We start from the raw sequence: 16,762 nt of genomic DNA, 5'->3' as shown, positions 1-16,762 counted from the left end.
TTCGTGGACGACGCAGGCCATGGCATAGGCATTGCATATGGCGAAGCAGTGTACGCCCGGGTTGCGGCCCGGGCAGGCACGCCGACCCATGCCCCGGGCGTGACTGCCGTCTTTTCAATCCCTTTTCGGAAATGGACCCTGCTTTGACCAAGCAAACCGTCTCGACCCGCAACATCGTGGCTGCCGTCATCGGCAACGCGCTGGAGTGGTATGACTTCCTGGTGTTCGCCTTCATGACACCCATCGTCGCCAAGCTGTTCTTCCCCAGCAATCCCGACAATCCGGACGACAACATCAACCGCATCCTGATGACCACGGCCGTGTTCGGCGTGGGCTTCTTCATGCGGCCCGTGGGCGGCATCCTGCTGGGCCTGTACGGGGACCGCAAGGGCCGCAAGGCGGCCATGGTGATGGTGACGGGCCTGATGGCCGTGGCGATCGCGCTGATCACGCTGGCGCCCACCTATGCGGCGGTGGGCATCCTGGCGCCGCTGTTCATCGTGCTGGCACGGCTGCTGCAGGGCTTTGCGGCCGGCGGCGAGTTCGGCACGTCCACGGCACTGCTGATCGAGCTGGCACCGCCCGGCAAGCGCGGCTTCTATGGTTCCTGGCAGATGGCCGGCCAGATGCTGGCCCTGCTGATCGGCGCGGCCACGGGCACGCTGATCACCGAGATCTTCACCGAGGAGGAACTGATGGCCTGGGCCTGGCGCGTGCCCTTCGCCGTGGGCCTGCTGATCGTTCCCGTGGCGCTGTACATCCGCCGCCATGTGGAGGAGCCCGAGGTCTTCAAGGAAATGCAGGCCGCGCAGGCCAGCGGCAAGGCGCGCCAGATCGGCATCATGGAGATGCTGCGCACGCATGCGCGCGAGACGCTGGTGGGCATGGGCCTGGTGGTCACGGCCACGGTGTCCATCTACATCACCTTCACCTATCTGGTGACCTATGCCACGGTGACGCTGAAGCTGCCCATGCGCGATGCCTTCATGGTGCAGATGGCCGGCGCCGCGCTGATGGTGGTGATCATGCCGTTCTTCGGTGCCCTGTCGGACCGCGTGGGCCGCCGCATGCTGACCATCGGCTCGCTGATCGGCTACCTGGTGGTGCTCTACCCGCTGTATGCCTGGCTGACCGACGGCCCCACGGTGCAGAAGCTGCTGATCACCCAGCTGGTGGTCTGCGTGTTCGTGGCCGTGTTCTTCGGCGTGTTCAGCACGGTGATGGCCGAGCTGTTCCCGCCCCAGGTGCGTTCGGCCGGCATGTCCATGGCCTACAACGTGGCGGTGATGATCTTCGGCGGCTTCGCGCAGTTCATCGTGACCTGGCTGATCCGCTCCACGGGCTCGCCCATGGCGCCGGCCTTCTATGTGATGTTCGGCGTGACGCTGGGCCTGTTCGCGGCCTTCTTCATCAAGGACCGCGCTCTGGAGCGCAACCTGCGCTGATCCCGGTGCGGTGCGCAAGGCACCGCGCCCGCGCATGCCGCGCATGCCCCGCCACGGGGCCTGCGCCCCGCCCGCGCACCCGCCTGCGCACCATGCGCGGGCATGACGGCCACCCGCCCTGCACCACGGCGGGGAGGCCCGCCCGCATCGGCGGATTTCATGCAGAAAAAGTCAGGGCTGATGCTCTCTGGAGTGCCGCAAATCTGCAGGGAATACCCTCTGCTGGCACGCGTTTCGCTTGTCTACATTCTTGCATGCAAGTTGTAAATCCACTTGCATACAAGATTCCACAACTTGCGAAAGACGACTATGCGCCGCTTTGCCAGATCACTGTTCGGACAGGTGGTGATCGCACTCATCCTGGGTGTGCTCGCCGGAATATTGGCCCCTGAATGGGCCGTGAAGCTCAAGCCCCTGGGCGATGGCTTCATCAAGCTCATCAAGATGATCATTCCCGTGCTGGTGTTCTGCGTGGTGGTGCACGGCATCGCGGGCGCAGGCGACCTCAAGCGCGTGGGCCGGGTCGGCGTCAAGTCGCTGATCTACTTCGAGGTGCTGACCACCATCGCCCTGGTGCTGGGCCTGGTGCTGGCCTTCGTGTTCCAGCCCGGCGCGGGCATGAACGTGGACCCGAGCAAGCTCGACGCCTCGGCCATGAGCGCCTACGCCAGCAACGCCGACAAGCTGACCAGCGGCGGCACGGTGGACTTCCTGATGAAGCTCATCCCCACCACCGTGGTGCAGGCCTTTGCCACGGGCGACGTGCTGCAGGTGCTGCTGTTCGCCGTGCTGTTCGGCTGCGCGCTGACCATGCTGGGCGAGCGCGGCGCGCCCGTGCATGCGCTGATCGACACGCTGTCGAACGTGCTGTTCAAGATCATGGGCATCCTCATCAAGCTGGCCCCGCTGGGCGTGCTGGGTGCGATCTCGTTCACCGTGGGCCAGTACGGCATCGGCTCGCTCAAGCAGCTCGGCATGCTGGTGCTGCTGTTCTACGTGGCCGTGATCTTCTTCGTCTTCGTGGTGCTGGGGCTGGTGATGCGCTTTTCGGGCTTCAGCCTGATCAAGCTGCTGCGCTACCTGCGCGAGGAGCTGATGGTGGTCTTCGCCACCACCTCCTCGGACAGCGTGCTGCCCCAGATCATGGCCAAGCTGCGCAACATGGGCGTGCGCGACTCCACCGTGGGCCTGGTGATTCCCACGGGCTACTCGTTCAACCTGGACGCCTTCTCCATCTACATCACGCTGGCGGCCGTGTTCATCGCCCAGGCCACGAACACGCCCATCGGCATGGCCGACCTGCTGACCATCCTGGCGATTGCGCTGGTGACCTCCAAGGGCGCCCACGGCGTGCCGGGCTCGGCCATCGTGGTGCTGGCGGCCACGCTGCATGCGATTCCGGCCATCCCCGCCATCGGCCTGGTGCTGGTGCTGTCGGTGGACTGGTTCATGGGCATTGCCCGCGCGCTGGGCAACCTGATCGGCAACTGCGTGGCCACCGTGGCCATCGCCGCCTGGGAAGGTGACATCGACCGCGAGCGCGCCCATGCCGTGCTCAACGGCCTGGCCGACAATCAGGGGCCCGACGCCGAGCCCTCCGGCGCCGCCGCCGTCCCCGCAACCGTGACTCCTGCCCACCCTGCAACGCAATGACACCTGTAAGCCCCCAGCACATCGCCGAGCGCGTCGTCGAAGCCATCCTGGCCCAGAAACTGGCGCCCGGCGAACGGCTGGGGGAGCAGGAGCTGGCCGACAACTTCGCGGTCAGCCGCACCATGGTGCGCGAGGCGCTGATGCAACTGCAGGCGCGCGGCTTCGTGCAGGTGCAGCCCCGGCGCGGCTGGTACGTGGTCCAGCCCTCGGCCGAGGAGGCGCAGGACGCCTTCGCGGCGCGCCGCATCATCGAGACCGGCATCCTGGGCGAGGCCGGCCGCCCGCTGCAAAGCGTGATCGGCCAGCTGCGCCGCCACATCGCCCAGGAGCAGGAAGCCATTGCCGGCGCCGACGCGGCCACGCGCGCCTTCCTGCTGGCCGACTTCCACGTCTGCCTGGCCGAGCAGATGGGCCACCGCCTGCTGGCGCTTACCCTGCGCGACCTCACGGCGCGCACCACGCTGGCGGCCACATTGTTCCAGTCCACCCACAGCGCCAGCCAGTCCTGCGCCGAGCACGAACGCATCGTCGAGGCGCTGGAGCGCGGCGACACCGAGGGCGCCAAGGCCCTGCTGCTGGAGCACATCGGCACGGTGGAACGCTCGCTGGAGATCCGCCCGAGCGAGGCGCCCGACGCCAGCGACCGCCTGCGCGCCACGCTGGCGCCCCTGTTCGGGGGATAACCCTGTGTCGGAGGGTCGGCAAATTTCCGTCGACCGTCGCTAAAACGCCAATCTGGGCCATACGGGACGCACTGTCATGGTGCCGACACGGCTGACTGCATACGCTGCTGAGTTGGCGCATTGCGCGCCGTTCATCAACCCACCACTGCTTCGGATATGACCCAACGTCCTATGTCCTTTTCCCGCACTCCCCTGCTCGCGTCCCTGTGCGCGGCTGCAGTCCTCACGGCCTGCGGCGGTGACGGCGGCTCGTTCTACCTCACGCTCGACGGAAAGCAGCCCCAGGTGATCGCCCACCGCGGCTTCTCGGGCAAGTTCCCGGAGCAGACGCGCATGGCCTACGAGGCCGCCGCCGATGCAGGCGCGGACATGCTCGAACTCGACATGCACATGACGAAGGACTGCCAGCTGGTCGCCCGCCACAACGCCTGGCTCAGCGACAGCACCAACGTGGCCGACGTGGCCAAGACCAATGCCGAAGTGGCGCGCCGCCAGCGCACTGCGGCCGGCGTGCTGGTCAACGTGAAGTACCCCGCCGTGCCTGCCAACGGCCCCTCGCAATACCTGAGCGACCAGCTCGATGCCAACGATCCCAAGTCCGTGCTCAAGGCCCTGGTGGTCGATGGCGAGGACCATCGCAACGACTGGTCCATCAGCGACTTCACGCTGCAGGAGCTGCGCAGCTGGCTGACCGGCACGATCCTGGACAACCGCAGCGAGCGCCCCACCGAGTGGAACGGCAAGCTGCCCCTGATCAGCGCCCAGGACGTGCTGGACATCGCCGCCGCCAAGGGCAAGGCCCTGGGCCGCACCATCCCCGTCTACGCCGAGACCAAGAACCCCTACTGGAACAACCAGCAGGCGATCGCCAACGGCTGCGGCGCACCCGGCTCGCGCCCCTTCGAAGATGCGGTGATCAAGCTGCTGGACCAGAACAAGCTCAACGCCAAGGATTCGCCCATCTACATCCAGAGCTTCGACCCGGCCAGCCTCAAGTACCTGCGCCAGGCCGGCATGAAGGCCAAGGGCGTGCAGCTGATCGACGGCAACGACTTCAGCCTGCGCGACGGCTCCATGGTCTACATCACCAACGATGAATGGACCTTCATCAGCGGCCGCCCCTACAGCTGGACCCTGGCCGGCGACGCCCGCACCTTCGCCGCCATGCTCACGCCCGCAGGCCTGGCCGACATCAAGACCTATGCCGACGGCATCGGCCCCTGGAAGCCCCAGGTCCTGGCCCACTCCGTCGTGCCCTACAAGGACGGCGCCGGCCTCAAGGACGTGAACACCGTCAAGGACACGGGCCTGATCCGCGACGCCCACAAGGCCGGCCTGATCGTGCACAGCTTCACCTTCCGCAACGAGCCGGGCCGCCTGGCCGGCCTGTACAAGGGCGACCCCGTGCAGGAATACCTGACCTACTACCGCCTGGGCATCGACGGCGTGTTCACCGACTTCACGGACACGGCCGTGACGGCGCGCAAGGCGTACAACAAGGAAATCGGGCTCTGATCGAGCGCTGAATGCCGCTGCGGCGGCGTCCATAAAAAAGCCAGGGCATGCCCTGGCTTTTTTCTTGCAACGCGCGGCACCAGTCCGCGCGGACAAGCGTTCTCACCCCAGATTCGGCGCCAACAGCCTGCGCAGTTCCTCGATGTCCGTGCCCCGGCGCGCGGCCATGTCGGCGAGCTGGTCCTCGCCGATCTCGCCGACGTTGAAGTAGACGGAGTCGGGGTGGCCGATGTAGAAGCCGCTGACGCTGGAGGCCGGGTTCATGGCCAGGCTTTCGGTCAGCGTCATGCCGATCTCGTCTGCCTTGAGCACGGCGAACAGGTCGGTCTTGGCGCTGTGGTCGGGGCAGGCCGGGTAGCCGGGCGCGGGGCGCACGCCCTTGTACTGTTCCTTGATCAGCGCTTCGTTGCTGAGGTCCTCGTCGGGCGCATAGCCCCACAGGTCCTTTCGCACGCGCTGGTGCAGGCATTCGGCGAAGGCCTCGGCCAGGCGGTCGGCCAGGGCCTTGAACATGATGCCGGAGTAGTCGTCCAGCGCGTCGTCGAACTCCTTGTCCTTCTTCTCGGCGCCGATGCCGGCCGTGACGGCGAACAGGCCAGCGTAGTCCTGGATGCCCGATTCCTTGGTGGCCACGAAGTCGGACAGGCAGCGGCTGGGGCGCATCACGGGCTGGCCATCCGGGCCTTCCACCATCTGCTTTTCGGTCTGCTGGCGCATGCCGTACCAGGTCATCAGCACCTGGCTGCGGGACTCGTCGGCATAGAACTCGATGTCATCGCCCACGCGGTTGGCAGGGAACAGGCCGATGGCGCCGTTGGCCTGCAGCCAGCGGCCTTCGATGATTTTCTTGAGCATGGCCTGGCCGTCGGCCAGCACCTTGCGCGCCTCGACGCCGACGATCTCGTCGTCGAGGATGGCCGGATAGGGGCCGGCCAGGTCCCAGGTCTGGAAGAACGGGCCCCAGTCGATGTATTCGGCGATCTCGGCCAGGTCGAAGTTGCGGAACACGCGCCGGCCCAGGGCGCGCGGCGCCACGGGGGCCTGGGAAAAGTCCACGGGCGTGGCGTTGGCGCGGGCCTTTGCCAGAGGCCACAGCGGCGTCTTCTTCTTGTTGGCGTGCTGGGTGCGGACCTTGTCGTAGTCGGCCTGGATCTCGGCCAGGTAGTTGCCCTTGTTCTCGCCCAGCAGGCTCTGGGCCACGCTGACGCTGCGCGAGGCATCGGGCACGTAGACCACGGGGCCTTCGTACTTGGGCGCGATCTTGACGGCGGTGTGCACGCGCGAGCAGGTGGCGCCGCCGATCAGCAGCGGAATCTTCTTGATGCGGAAGTAGTCGTCCTTGTGCATCTCGCCGGCGACGTATTGCATCTCTTCGAGGCTGGGCGTGATCAGGCCCGACAGGCCGATGATGTCCGCGCCCTCGGCCTTGGCCCGGGCCAGGATCTCATGGCAGGGCACCATCACGCCCATGTTGATGACCTCGAAGTTGTTGCACTGCAGGACCACGGTGACGATGTTCTTGCCGATGTCGTGCACGTCGCCCTTGACGGTGGCGATGACGATCTTGCCCTTGCTGGACACGTCCAGGCCCGCCGCTTCCTGCTGGCGCTTTTCCTCTTCGATGTAGGGCACGAGGTGGGCCACGGCCTGCTTCATCACGCGCGCCGACTTGACCACCTGGGGCAGGAACATCTTGCCGGCGCCGAACAGGTCGCCCACGATGTTCATGCCGTCCATGAGCGGGCCTTCGATCACGTGCAGCGGGCGGCCGCCGCCCTGCACCACGATCTGCTGGTAGGCCTCTTCGGTGTCGACGACGATGAAGTCGGTGATGCCGTGCACCAGGGCGTGCGACAGGCGCTCGCCCACGGTCTTCGGGTTCTCGGGCGTGCCGCGCCATTCGAGCTTCTTGCTGTCGTCCTTGGCGGCGCCCTTGGCGGCGTCGGCAATCTCCAGCAGGCGCTCGGCGGCGTCAGGGCGGCGGTTGAGCACCACGTCTTCCACGCGCTCGCGCAGCTGGGGCTCCAGGTCGTCATAGACGCCGACCATGCCGGCGTTGACGATGCCCATGTCCATGCCCGCCGAGATGGCGTGGTACAGGAACACGGTGTGGATGGCCTCGCGCACGGGGTCGTTGCCGCGGAAGCTGAAGCTCACGTTGGAGACGCCGCCTGAGACCTTGGCGCCGGGCAGATTCTTCTTGATCCAGCGCACGGCCTCGATGAAGTCCACGGCGTAGTTGTCGTGCTCCTCGATGCCGGTGGCCACGGCGAAGATGTTGGGGTCGAAGACGATGTCCTCGGGCGGGAAGCCCACCTCGTCCACCAGGATGCGGTAGGCGCGCTCGCAGATCTCGATCTTGCGCTGGTAGGTGTCGGCCTGGCCCTTCTCGTCGAAGGCCATGACCACGGCGGCCGCGCCGTAGCGCCTGATCAGCCGGGCCTGGCGCTTGAATTCATCCAGGCCTTCCTTCATGGAGATGGAGTTGACGATGCCCTTGCCCTGCAGGCAGCGCAGTCCGGCCTCGATGACTTCCCACTTGGAGCTGTCCACCATGACCGGCACCTTGGCGATGTCGGGCTCGGAGGCGATGAGGTTCAGGAAGCGCACCATGGCGGCCTTGCTGTCCAGCATGGCCTCGTCCATGTTCACGTCGATGACCTGGGCGCCGTTTTCCACCTGCTGGCGTGCCACGGACAGCGCTTCCTCGTACTGCTCGTTGAGGATCATGCGCGCAAAGGCCTTGGAGCCCGTGACGTTGGTGCGCTCGCCCACGTTGACGAACAGCGTGCCCTCGCCGATGGAAACAGGCTCCAGGCCCGACAGACGCATGGGAGGGGGAGTGAAAGAGGACGACATCAAGCTCACCTGCAAAAACGGCATGGCAACAGGTGAGCGTCGTTGGCACCGTGGGCGCGGTCCGGCCGGGAACCTGCACCTGGCCCAAGCCTGACGCGGCACGCGATCCGGTGTACGGATGGGCGGGTGCCGCGCTGCAACGCTCCTCGGGCCAAAGCCCGGGATTCTACGGCGGCTGGCGGCGGCCTGCAGTGCGGGTTTTACGCCCGCATTCGGGGCAGGCCTGCACAAAGCCATGCGGCACTGCACCAAAGCGCGGCAGCGCGGGCCGCCAGCGCCGCCTTCGGTAAGGATTGTCGATACCCCATCGCCCCGGTTTCTTTGCAGCACCTGAGGACAACGCTCCTTTTTTCGCATCTGGCACGCAATTCGCTATCTGCTGGGTACGTGGTCTGACCAGTCAGGCCAAAACCCTCCACCCGCGCCAGCCCATGCAAAGCATTCCGATCTCGATGGCCCAGACGCTGCAGCAGCACATCCTGAGCGGCCACTACCCCGGCGGCAGCCAGCTGCCGCCGCAGCGCGAGCTGGCCCGGCAGCTGGGCATCAGCCGCGCTTCGCTGCGCGAGGCGCTGTCCATGCTGGAGGCCCTGGGCCTGGTCGAGATCCAGCCGGGCAAGGGCGTGCGCATCAACGGCCCGCACAGCGGCCGTGCACGCATGCACCGCGCCTATGCCACCCCGGCGCTGGGCACGCTGTCGCCGCGCCAGCTGATCGAGCTGCGCCTCGTGCTGGAGCCGGGCTGGGCCGCGCTGGCGGCCGTGCGCGCCGACGACAGCGGCCTGCGCCAGCTGCAATGGACCCAGTCCCAGCTGGCCCATGCCCTCGCCCGCAGCGACCTGCTGGCCGCCGCCGACGCCGATCTGCAGTTCCACCTGCTGCTGGCCCAGCTGTCGGGCAACCCGGGCCTGGTGGCCATGGCGCGCCAGCTGGAGCTGGCCATCAGCCACAGCCTGCGCCTGCCCTTTGCCTGGAGCGGCGCCGACGACCAGCCCGTGCGCGAGCACGACGCCATCGTGCAGGCCGTCTGCGCGGGCGATGCGCCGGGTGCCGCGGGCGCCATGCGCGCCCACCTGCTGTCGGCCGCCAGGCGCAGCGGCATCGATCTCGACACACCGGACGACGCGACGGCGCCCGACGCAACAGCGCCTGATACATCTGCGCCCGACCCTGACCCGCTTTCCTTTCGCCTCACCCCACCTTCCGAAGGAGCTTTCGCATGACTTCCCCCCTGACACCCCGCCGCGCATTCATCCGCACCGCCCTGGCGGCCGCCACCCTGGCCGCTGCCGGCCTGGGCGGCGCAGCCCATGCCGACATGCTGGCCAACATCCAGAAGGCCGGCGTGCTGCGCGTGGCGATTCCGCAGGACTTCCCGCCCTTCGGCTCGCTGGGCACCGACCTGAAGCTGCAGGGCTATGACATCGACATGGCGGCCCTGGTGGCCCAGGAGCTGGGCGTGAAGGTGGAGCTGGTGCCCGTGACCAGCACCAACCGCATCCCCTTCCTGACCACGGGCAAGGCCGACATCGTCATCTCCAGCCTGGGCAAGAACGCCGAGCGCGCCAAGGTGATCGACTTCACCCAGGCCTATGCGCCCTTCCCCAAGAGCGTCTACGGCCCCAAGGACGTGAGCATCAAGGCCCCTGCCGACCTGGCCGGCAAGACCGTGGGCGTGACGCGCGGCTCCACCGAGGACCTGGCCCTCACGCAGGTGGCGCCGGCCTCGGCCACCATCAAGCGCTACGAGGACAACAACGCCACCGCGCAAAGCTATCTGACGGGCCAGGTGCAGCTGGTGACGCTGGGCAACATCGTGGCCAACGCCGTCAACGAGCGCACCAGGCTGCGCCAGCTGGACGTGAAGTTCGCGGTCGAGGACACGCCCTGCTACATCGGCGTGGCCAAGGGCGAGCCGGCGCTGCTGCAGAAGGTGGACGCCATCATCACCAAGCTCAAGGCCGACGGCCGCCTGGGCAACCTGTCCCAGCGCTGGATGAAGATGCCGCTGCCCGCCACCCTGTAACCGCTGCGCCCCTGCTCCCGGAAACCCTTCCATGGCCTATCAATTCGACTTCGGTGCCGTGTTCGACTACAGCGGCCTGCTGGCACAGGGCGCAGGCTTCACGCTGGCGCTGACGGCGGCGGGCGCCGTGCTGGGCGGCGCCATCGGCGTGGCCGGCGGCGTCAGCCGCGCCTGGCGCATTGCGCCGCTGCACTGGCTGTTCAAGGTGTACGTGGAGGGCATACGCAACACGCCCTTCCTGGTGCAGCTGATGTTCGTGTTCTTCGGCCTGCCTTCGCTGGGCGTGCAGATCAACGAATGGCAGGCCTGCCTGCTGACCACGGTGATCAACCTGGGCGCCTACATCACCGAGATCGTGCGCGCCGGCATCCAGGAGACGCCGCGCGGCCAGCTGGAAGCCGCTGGCGCGCTGGGCATGGGCCGCTGGGCGGTCTTCCGCCATGTGGTGCTGCGCCCTGCGCTGCAGCGGGTCTGGCCCTCGCTGAGCAGCCAGATCGTGATCGTGATGCTGGGCACCTCGGTGGTCTCGCAGATCGCCGCCCAAGACCTGACGTTTGCCGCCAACTTCATCCAGTCGCGCAACTTCCGCGCGTTCGAGACCTACCTGGTGGTGACGGCGGCGTACTTCTTGCTGGCCCTGGCACTGCGCCAGTTGCTGGCCTGGATAGGCCAGCGCTTCGTGGTGGGCCGCCGCACGCCGCGTGCAGCCCGGCCCGCTGCACCTGCTGCACCCGCAACCACTGCCGGAGACGCCGCATGATTGCCGATATTCCCCTGCTGCCCATCCTGGCCAAGCTGGCCGAGGGCCTGCTGGCCACGCTGGCGCTGTCGCTGCTGGCCTTCGTGCTGGGCGGCGCCACCGGATTGCTGGTGCTGTTCGCCCGCGTGGGCCGCAGCCAGAACCTGCGCCGCCTGGCCAAGGCCTATATCCAGGCCTTCCAGAACACGCCGCTGCTGATGCAGATGTTCATCGTGTTCTTCGGCTCGTCCATGGCCGGCCTGGACATCTCGCCCTGGACGGCGGCCGCCATCGGCCTGACGCTGTACACCAGCGCCTACCTGGCCGAGGTCTGGCGCGGCTGCGTGGAGTCCATCCCCAGCGGCCAGTGGGAAGCCTCGTCCAGCCTGGCCATGGGCTACCTGCAGCAGATGCGCCATGTGGTGCTGCCGCAGGCGCTGCGCCTGTCGATAGCGCCCACGGTCGGCTTCTCGGTACAGATCATCAAGGGCACGGCCGTGGCCTCGATCATCGGCTTCAGCGAGCTGACCAAGCTCGGCTCCATGCTGGCCAACGCCACCTTCCAGCCCTTCCTCATCTACGGCCTGGTCGCCGCAGGCTACTTCCTGCTGTGCTGGCCCCTGTCCCTCTACGCATCCCATCTGGAGAAGAAACTCTATGCCGCTCGTTGATGTGCGCGCCGTTCACAAGCATTACGGCAACAACCATGTGCTCAAGGGCGTGGACCTGAGCGTGGACAGCGGCCAGGTGGTCGCCATCATCGGCCGCAGCGGCTCGGGCAAGAGCACGCTGCTGCGCTCCATCAACGGGCTGGAGGCCATCCAGTCCGGCCAGATCGTGGTGGACGACGCCGTGCTCAAGGGCTCGGAGGGCAGCGCGCCCTCGCCCGCCCAGCTGCGCGCGCTGCGCCTGAACGTGGGCATGGTGTTCCAGCAGTTCAACCTGTTCCCCCACCTGACGGCGGGCGAGAACGTGGCCCTGTCGCCCACCGTGGTCAAGGGCGTGAAAAAGCCCGAGGCGGCGGCGCTGGCGCGCCAGATGCTGGCCAAGGTCGGCCTGGGCGACAAGTACGACAGCTACCCCGACCAGCTCAGCGGCGGCCAGCAGCAGCGCGTGGCGATTGCACGCGCGCTGGCCATGCAGCCCAAGGTGCTGCTGTGCGACGAGATCACCTCGGCCCTGGACCCGGAGCTGGTCAACGAGGTGCTGGCCGTGGTCAAGCAGCTCGCCGCCGAGGGCATGACGCTGATCATGGTCACGCACGAGATGCGCTTTGCCCGCGACGTGGGCGACCAGCTGGTGTTCATGCACCAGGGCCTGATCCACGAAAGCGGCCCGGCCAAGCAGCTGTTCGCCAACCCGCAGACGCCGGAGCTGGCGGGCTTCATCGGCGCCGTGCATTGAGCGGGACGGCCAGGCAGGACAAAGGCCCGCGTCGCGGGCCTTTTTTGCATCGGTGCGGCGCAGGGGCGGCAGTCAGTGGCTGATCATCCAGGGCCGCTTGGTCGGGAAGGTCTTGGCGCCGTTGGGCGCCGTGACCGTGGAGCCGCGCTTGCTGGCGCCGCTGCAGCAGCCGCAGCCCGAGGGGTGGCGCATGCGCGCGTAGCTGCCCTCGGCCACATCGCGTGAGCGCCTGGGCTCGTGCCGGGCGCGCTCGTTGGTATCGTGGGCGCGGCGCTGCTCGGGGCTGGTGCAGGCCAGGCGCGGGGCGCTGACGAAGACGCGGGGCGAGGCCGCCTCGCAGCTGGGGCAGGGCGCGGGCTCGTTGCGCTGCGAGAGGCTGCGCAGCGCGTCGAAGCCGCCGCATGCGGTGCAGTGGTAGTCATAGGTGGGCATGGGCGGCCTCTGGCGGATGGTGGATGGCGGGTGTCGTATGCCGGGCTTACTTGTCCTGGGCGATGGGCAGGTCCACCCCGCCCGTGATGATCTTCTGTGGACCCTCGGCCGTGGGATTGATGTCGAAGTCGAAGATCTCCGTGGGCAGCCACAGCGTGGCGCAGGCATTGGGCACGTCCACCACGCCGCTGATGTGGCCCTGCACGGGCGCCGTGCCCAGCAGCGAGTAGGCCTGGGCGCCGCTGTAGCCGAATTTCTTCAGGTACTCGATGGCGTTCAGGCAGGCCTGGCGGTAGGCCACGGTCACGTCCAGGTAGTGCTGCTTGCCCTTTTCGTCCACCGAGATGCCTTCGAAGATCAGGTAGTCCTTGTAGTTGGGCGTCATGGGGCTGGGCTTGAAGATGGGGTTCTTGATGCCGTACTTGGCCATGCCGCCCTTGATCAGCGAGACCTTCATGTGCACCCAGCCCGCCATCTCGATGGCGCCGCAGAAGGTGATCTCGCCATCGCCCTGGCTGAAGTGCAGGTCGCCCACGCTCAGGCCCGCGCCGTCCACGTAGACGGGGAAGAACACGCGCGAGCCGCGCGAGAGGTCCTTGATGTCGCAGTTGCCGCCGTGCTCGCGCGGCGGCACGGTGCGTGCGCCTTCGGCGGCGGCCTTGTCGCGCGCCTCGCCCTGCATCTGGCCCATGTGGGCGGTGGTGGCGTTGGGCGGGTTGGCCAGGCCGGGAATGCGGTCGGGGTCGGTGGCGATGAGGCCGGTCTCGCGCTCATTCCAGCTGGCCAGCATCTTGGGGTCGGGCAGGCAGCCGATCAGGCCCGGGTGGATGAGGCCTGCGAAGTTGACGCCGGGGATGTGGCGGCTCTTGGTGAACATGCCGTGGAAGTCCCAGATGGATTTCTGGGCCAGCGGGAAATGCTCGTCCAGGAAGCCGCCGCCATTTTGCTTGGAGAAAAAGCCGTTGAAGCCCCAGAGGCTGTCGTCGCGCGCGCCGATGTCCAGCAGGTCCACCACCAGCAGGTCGCCGGGCTGCGCGCCCTTGACGCCCACGGGGCCGGACAGGAAGTGGACGGTGGACAGGTCCACGTCGCGCACGTCTTCGGCGCTGTCGTCGTTCTTGATGGCGCCGCCGGTCCAGTCATAGGTCTCCAGCTTGAACTCCGCGCCCGGCTCCACCCAGACCGCCATGGGGATGTCGGGATGCCAGCGGTTGTGCACCTGCGGGTTGTCGTAGGGGGACTGGTTGAGATCGACCTTGATCAGGGTTTCGGCCATGGTGTGCTCCTTGCGATGGCAGTGGGAAAAAACGGATCAGACGGAGAGGTAGGACTTGATGCGCTGCTCGTCGGTATCTGCTCTGGCCGTCTCATGGACCAGGCGCCCGCCCTCGATGACGAACAGCCGGTCGGCCACATCCATGGCGAAGGAAAGCACCTGCTCGCTGACCACGATGGTGATGCGGCGCAGCTTGCGGATCTCGTTGAGCGCCTTGGCGATGTCCTTGATGATGGAAGGCTGTATGCCCTCGGTGGGCTCGTCCAGCAGCAGCACCTTGGGGTCGGTGACCAGGGCGCGCGCAATGGCCAGCTGCTGCTGCTGCCCGCCCGAGAGGTTGCCGCCCTTGCGCCGGCGCATGTCCCAGAGCACGGGGAACAGGGCGTAGATGTCGTCGGGCACCTGGCGCGTCTTCGCGTTCTCCAGGCCCGTCTGTATGTTCTCTTCCACGGTCAGCGTGGGGAAGATCATGCGGCCCTGGGGCACGTAGGCAATGCCCTTGGCCACGCGCCGGAAGCTCTCGTCCTTCGTGACGTCCTGGCCGGCCACGGTGATCTGGCCGCTCTTGGCGGGCATGACGCCCATCAGGCTTTTGAACAGCGTGGTCTTGCCCATGCCGTTGCGGCCCATGATGGCCACGGTTTCGTTCTCGCGGCCCTCGAAGCTGATGCCGTGCAGCGCCTCGCTCTGGCCATAGGCCACGTACAGATCCTTGACTTGCAGCATGTGAATTCCTTGTGCGTGCCTCAGTGGCCGAGGTAGACGTCGATGACCTTGGGGTCGGCCTGCACCTTGTCCATGGGACCCTCGGCGAGGATCTTTCCCTGGTGCATGACGGTGACCTTGTGCGCGATGCGCGCGACGAACTCCATGTCGTGCTCGATGACGATGACGGAGCGGTTCTTGCAGATGCGCTGCAGCAGTTCGGCCGTCAGTTCGCGCTCGCGGGCGCTCATGCCGGCGATGGGCTCGTCCAGCATCAGCAGCTCGGGCTCCTGCATGAGCAGCATGCCGATCTCCAGCCACTGCTTCTGGCCATGGCTGAGCAGGCCGGCCTCGGTGTCCAGGCGCTCGTCCAGGCCGATGTCGGCGGCCACGGCCTGCACGCGATCGCGCACCGCCTCCGTGCACTTGAAGGCCAGCGCGCCGAAGACCGAGCGGCCTTGCGGGTAGGAGACCTCCAGGTTCTGGAAGACCGAGAGGTTCTCGTAGATGGACGGCGTCTGGAACTTGCGCCCGATCCCCAGGCGCACGCGCTTGTGCTCGGCCATGCGCGTGAGTTCCTCGTTCTTGAACTTGATGCTGCCGGCCGTGGCGCGGGTCTTGCCGCAGATCAGGTCCAGCAGCGTGGTCTTGCCCGCGCCGTTGGGGCCGATGATGACGCGCAGCTCGTTCTTGTCGATGTACAGGTTCAGCGCGTCGATGGCCTTGAAGCCGTCGAAGGAGACCGTCAGGTCTTCCACGGCCAGCGTGAAGTCGGTATTGCTCATGGTGTGCTCCCGCTGTGGTTCAGGCGCCCTGGCGGCCCATGCCTTCGGACAGGGCGGACGTGGGCTTGGTGGCGGCCGGGGCCGGGGCAGGTGCTGCCTGGGCTACCTGCGCTGCGGCAGGCGCTGCGCCAGGTGCCGTGCCCTTGCGGCGGCTGTTCCACCACGGAACGATGCGGCTTTCCCACAGGCCGGCCAGCCCCATCGGGAAGGCCATGGTCACGCCGATGAACAGGCCCGCCATGAGGAACAGCCACAGGTCCGGGAAGCTCTCCGAGAAATAGGTCTTGCCCGCGTTGACCAGCAGCGTGCCGTACACGGCGCCCACCAGGCTCATGCGCCCGCCCACGGCGGCGTAGATCACCATTTCGATGGAGGGCACGATGCCCACGAAGCTGGGCGACATGAAGCCCACCTGCAGCGTGAACAGCGCGCCGCCCACGCCCGACAGCGCAGCGGCCAGGCAGAACACGAAGACCTTGAAGTTGGCCACGTCGTAGCCGGAAAAGCGCACGCGGTCTTCCTTGTCGCGCATGGCCAGCAGCAGGGTGCCCACCTTGCCGGTCTGAATCCAGCGGCACAGCACGATGGCGCCGATCAGCAGGGCCACGCAGACGTAGTAGAGGATGTACTTGGCGCTGTCCGTGCGCGTGTCCCAGCCCCACAGGGTCTTGAGGTCGGTCATGCCGTTGACGCCGCCCGTGTAGCCCTGCTGGCCGATGATGAGCACGGTGACGATCAGCGCCACGGCCTGCGTGATGATGGCGAAGTACACCCCGCCCACGCGGCGCTTGAACATGGCGAAGCTGATGAGCCAGGCCAGCAGCGTGGGCACGGCGATGACGGCGGCCAGCGAGAACGGCAGGCTCTTGAAGGGCAGCCAGAACGAGGGCAGCTCGGTCAGCTGGTTCCAGTCCATGAAGTCGGGGATGCCGGGCGTGGACTGGATCTTGGTGCTGATGGGGTCGGACGCCTCCAGCTTCAGGAACATGGCCATGGCGTAGCCGCCCAGGCCGAAGAACACGCCCTGGCCCAGGCTGAGCACGCCGCCATAGCCCCAGACCATGACCAGGCCGATGGCGACGAAGGCATAGGTCAGGTACTTGCCGACCAGGTTGAGGCGGAAGATGTCCAGCGCCAGGGGCAGCACCACCGCCAGCAGGACGGTGAGCAGCACCAGGCTGGCGAGCTGGTAGCGCTGTATCCAGGCTTTGAGGGCTTGCATGGAATGACTCCGGTGAAC

At 67.1% G+C, this 16,762-nt stretch carries 15 protein-coding genes and 1 riboswitch; of the genes, 9 read left to right on the top strand and 6 right to left on the bottom strand.

The window, feature by feature from the left end; translation table 11 throughout:
• The first annotated feature begins 131 nt into the window (after positions 1-131).
• The 4 genes from CLV01_RS01565 to CLV01_RS01550 all read left to right on the top strand — a co-directional run bounded on the left by CLV01_RS01565 (position 132) and on the right by CLV01_RS01550 (position 5,296).
• A complete protein-coding gene (locus tag CLV01_RS01565) occupies positions 132-1,445 on the top strand; it encodes an MFS transporter (RefSeq protein WP_071953865.1) in 1,314 nt (437 codons plus the stop codon).
• A gap of 309 nt (positions 1,446-1,754) precedes the next feature.
• Entirely contained in the window at positions 1,755-3,098 is a 1,344-nt protein-coding gene (locus CLV01_RS01560; RefSeq protein ID WP_043823239.1) for a C4-dicarboxylate transporter DctA, read from the top strand.
• The gene (locus tag CLV01_RS01555) at positions 3,095-3,781 is read left to right on the top strand and encodes a GntR family transcriptional regulator (protein ID WP_099732514.1); all 687 of its coding nucleotides are present in this window, start codon (positions 3,095-3,097) and stop codon (positions 3,779-3,781) included. Before CLV01_RS01560 ends, CLV01_RS01555 begins: the two co-directional genes overlap by 4 nt.
• Before the next feature lie 171 nt (positions 3,782-3,952).
• Positions 3,953-5,296 carry a glycerophosphodiester phosphodiesterase family protein gene (locus CLV01_RS01550; protein ID WP_099732515.1) on the top strand — a complete coding sequence of 448 codons (1,344 nt, stop codon included), beginning with the start codon at positions 3,953-3,955 and terminating at the stop codon, positions 5,294-5,296.
• Between the two features lie 102 nt (positions 5,297-5,398).
• On the opposite strand, the gene metH is transcribed toward CLV01_RS01550, so the two are convergent.
• Positions 5,399-8,128 carry a methionine synthase gene (gene metH / locus CLV01_RS01545; protein WP_099732516.1) on the bottom strand — a complete coding sequence of 910 codons (2,730 nt, stop codon included), beginning with the start codon at positions 8,126-8,128 and terminating at the stop codon, positions 5,399-5,401.
• Between the two features lie 54 nt (positions 8,129-8,182).
• A riboswitch (S-adenosyl-L-homocysteine riboswitch) is annotated at positions 8,183-8,309 on the bottom strand.
• Positions 8,310-8,586: 277 nt separating this feature from the next.
• Here metH and CLV01_RS01540 point away from each other — a divergent pair.
• Genes CLV01_RS01540 through CLV01_RS01520 form a run of 5 tightly spaced genes read left to right on the top strand, consistent with a single transcriptional unit; the run spans position 8,587 to position 12,324 of the window.
• Positions 8,587-9,378 (top strand): FadR/GntR family transcriptional regulator, encoded by a 792-nt coding sequence (locus tag CLV01_RS01540; RefSeq protein WP_099732517.1) that lies wholly within the window; start codon positions 8,587-8,589, stop codon positions 9,376-9,378.
• A complete protein-coding gene (locus tag CLV01_RS01535; protein ID WP_099732518.1) occupies positions 9,375-10,181 on the top strand; it encodes a transporter substrate-binding domain-containing protein in 807 nt (268 codons plus the stop codon). The genes CLV01_RS01540 and CLV01_RS01535 overlap by 4 nt, the downstream gene beginning before the upstream one ends.
• A gap of 31 nt (positions 10,182-10,212) precedes the next feature.
• Positions 10,213-10,941, top strand: a complete 729-nt coding sequence (locus CLV01_RS01530) for an amino acid ABC transporter permease (protein ID WP_099732519.1) — start codon at positions 10,213-10,215, stop codon at positions 10,939-10,941.
• A complete protein-coding gene (locus CLV01_RS01525; protein WP_012202167.1) occupies positions 10,938-11,591 on the top strand; it encodes an amino acid ABC transporter permease in 654 nt (217 codons plus the stop codon). The genes CLV01_RS01530 and CLV01_RS01525 overlap by 4 nt, the downstream gene beginning before the upstream one ends.
• Positions 11,578-12,324: an amino acid ABC transporter ATP-binding protein gene (locus CLV01_RS01520; protein WP_012202166.1), complete on the top strand. Its 747-nt coding sequence runs from the start codon at positions 11,578-11,580 to the stop codon at positions 12,322-12,324. The genes CLV01_RS01525 and CLV01_RS01520 overlap by 14 nt, the downstream gene beginning before the upstream one ends.
• Positions 12,325-12,396: 72 nt before the next feature.
• Here CLV01_RS01520 and CLV01_RS01515 read toward each other — a convergent pair whose 3' ends face one another.
• Genes CLV01_RS01515 through urtC form a run of 5 tightly spaced genes read right to left on the bottom strand, consistent with a single transcriptional unit; the run spans position 12,397 to position 16,744 of the window.
• Positions 12,397-12,756, bottom strand: a complete 360-nt coding sequence (locus tag CLV01_RS01515; RefSeq protein WP_012202165.1) for an FmdB family zinc ribbon protein — start codon at positions 12,754-12,756, stop codon at positions 12,397-12,399.
• A 46-nt stretch (positions 12,757-12,802) separates the two neighbouring features.
• Complete coding sequence (gene fmdA / locus CLV01_RS01510; RefSeq protein ID WP_013800108.1) at positions 12,803-14,032, bottom strand: formamidase; 1,230 nt, start codon at positions 14,030-14,032, stop codon at positions 12,803-12,805.
• Positions 14,033-14,068: 36 nt separating this feature from the next.
• Positions 14,069-14,758 carry an urea ABC transporter ATP-binding subunit UrtE gene (gene urtE, locus CLV01_RS01505; protein WP_012202163.1) on the bottom strand — a complete coding sequence of 230 codons (690 nt, stop codon included), beginning with the start codon at positions 14,756-14,758 and terminating at the stop codon, positions 14,069-14,071.
• Between the two features lie 20 nt (positions 14,759-14,778).
• Positions 14,779-15,522, bottom strand: a complete 744-nt coding sequence (gene urtD, locus CLV01_RS01500; protein ID WP_012202162.1) for an urea ABC transporter ATP-binding protein UrtD — start codon at positions 15,520-15,522, stop codon at positions 14,779-14,781.
• Between the two features lie 19 nt (positions 15,523-15,541).
• Positions 15,542-16,744, bottom strand: coding sequence for an urea ABC transporter permease subunit UrtC (gene urtC / locus CLV01_RS01495; RefSeq protein ID WP_099732520.1), 1,203 nt, complete (start codon positions 16,742-16,744; stop codon positions 15,542-15,544).
• Positions 16,745-16,762: the final 18 nt, after the last annotated feature.

This window comes from Delftia sp. 60, assembly GCF_002754395.1.
Taxonomy (GTDB): Bacteria; Pseudomonadota; Gammaproteobacteria; order Burkholderiales; family Burkholderiaceae_C; genus Comamonas; species Comamonas acidovorans.
The sequence above is the reverse complement of the archived record's forward strand: the minus strand, read 5'-3'. Positions and strand labels throughout refer to the sequence as shown.

What these genes read in the sequence shown, in the direction of transcription:
- CLV01_RS01555 (WP_099732514.1), top strand. Translation starts at nt 3,095, where the DNA reads ATGACACCTGTAAGCCCCCAGCACATCGCCGAGCGCGTCGTCGAAGCC.
- fmdA (WP_013800108.1), bottom strand. Translation starts at nt 14,032, where the DNA reads ATGGCCGAAACCCTGATCAAGGTCGATCTCAACCAGTCCCCCTACGAC.
- metH (WP_099732516.1), bottom strand. Translation starts at nt 8,128, where the DNA reads ATGCGTCTGTCGGGCCTGGAGCCTGTTTCCATCGGCGAGGGCACGCTG.
- CLV01_RS01515 (WP_012202165.1), bottom strand. Translation starts at nt 12,756, where the DNA reads ATGCCCACCTATGACTACCACTGCACCGCATGCGGCGGCTTCGACGCG.
- CLV01_RS01530 (WP_099732519.1), top strand. Translation starts at nt 10,213, where the DNA reads ATGGCCTATCAATTCGACTTCGGTGCCGTGTTCGACTACAGCGGCCTG.
- CLV01_RS01560 (WP_043823239.1), top strand. Translation starts at nt 1,755, where the DNA reads ATGCGCCGCTTTGCCAGATCACTGTTCGGACAGGTGGTGATCGCACTC.
- urtD (WP_012202162.1), bottom strand. Translation starts at nt 15,522, where the DNA reads ATGAGCAATACCGACTTCACGCTGGCCGTGGAAGACCTGACGGTCTCC.
- CLV01_RS01525 (WP_012202167.1), top strand. Translation starts at nt 10,938, where the DNA reads ATGATTGCCGATATTCCCCTGCTGCCCATCCTGGCCAAGCTGGCCGAG.
- urtE (WP_012202163.1), bottom strand. Translation starts at nt 14,758, where the DNA reads ATGCTGCAAGTCAAGGATCTGTACGTGGCCTATGGCCAGAGCGAGGCG.
- CLV01_RS01520 (WP_012202166.1), top strand. Translation starts at nt 11,578, where the DNA reads ATGCCGCTCGTTGATGTGCGCGCCGTTCACAAGCATTACGGCAACAAC.
- CLV01_RS01550 (WP_099732515.1), top strand. Translation starts at nt 3,953, where the DNA reads ATGTCCTTTTCCCGCACTCCCCTGCTCGCGTCCCTGTGCGCGGCTGCA.
- CLV01_RS01535 (WP_099732518.1), top strand. Translation starts at nt 9,375, where the DNA reads ATGACTTCCCCCCTGACACCCCGCCGCGCATTCATCCGCACCGCCCTG.
- CLV01_RS01565 (WP_071953865.1), top strand. Translation starts at nt 132, where the DNA reads ATGGACCCTGCTTTGACCAAGCAAACCGTCTCGACCCGCAACATCGTG.
- CLV01_RS01540 (WP_099732517.1), top strand. Translation starts at nt 8,587, where the DNA reads ATGCAAAGCATTCCGATCTCGATGGCCCAGACGCTGCAGCAGCACATC.
- urtC (WP_099732520.1), bottom strand. Translation starts at nt 16,744, where the DNA reads ATGCAAGCCCTCAAAGCCTGGATACAGCGCTACCAGCTCGCCAGCCTG.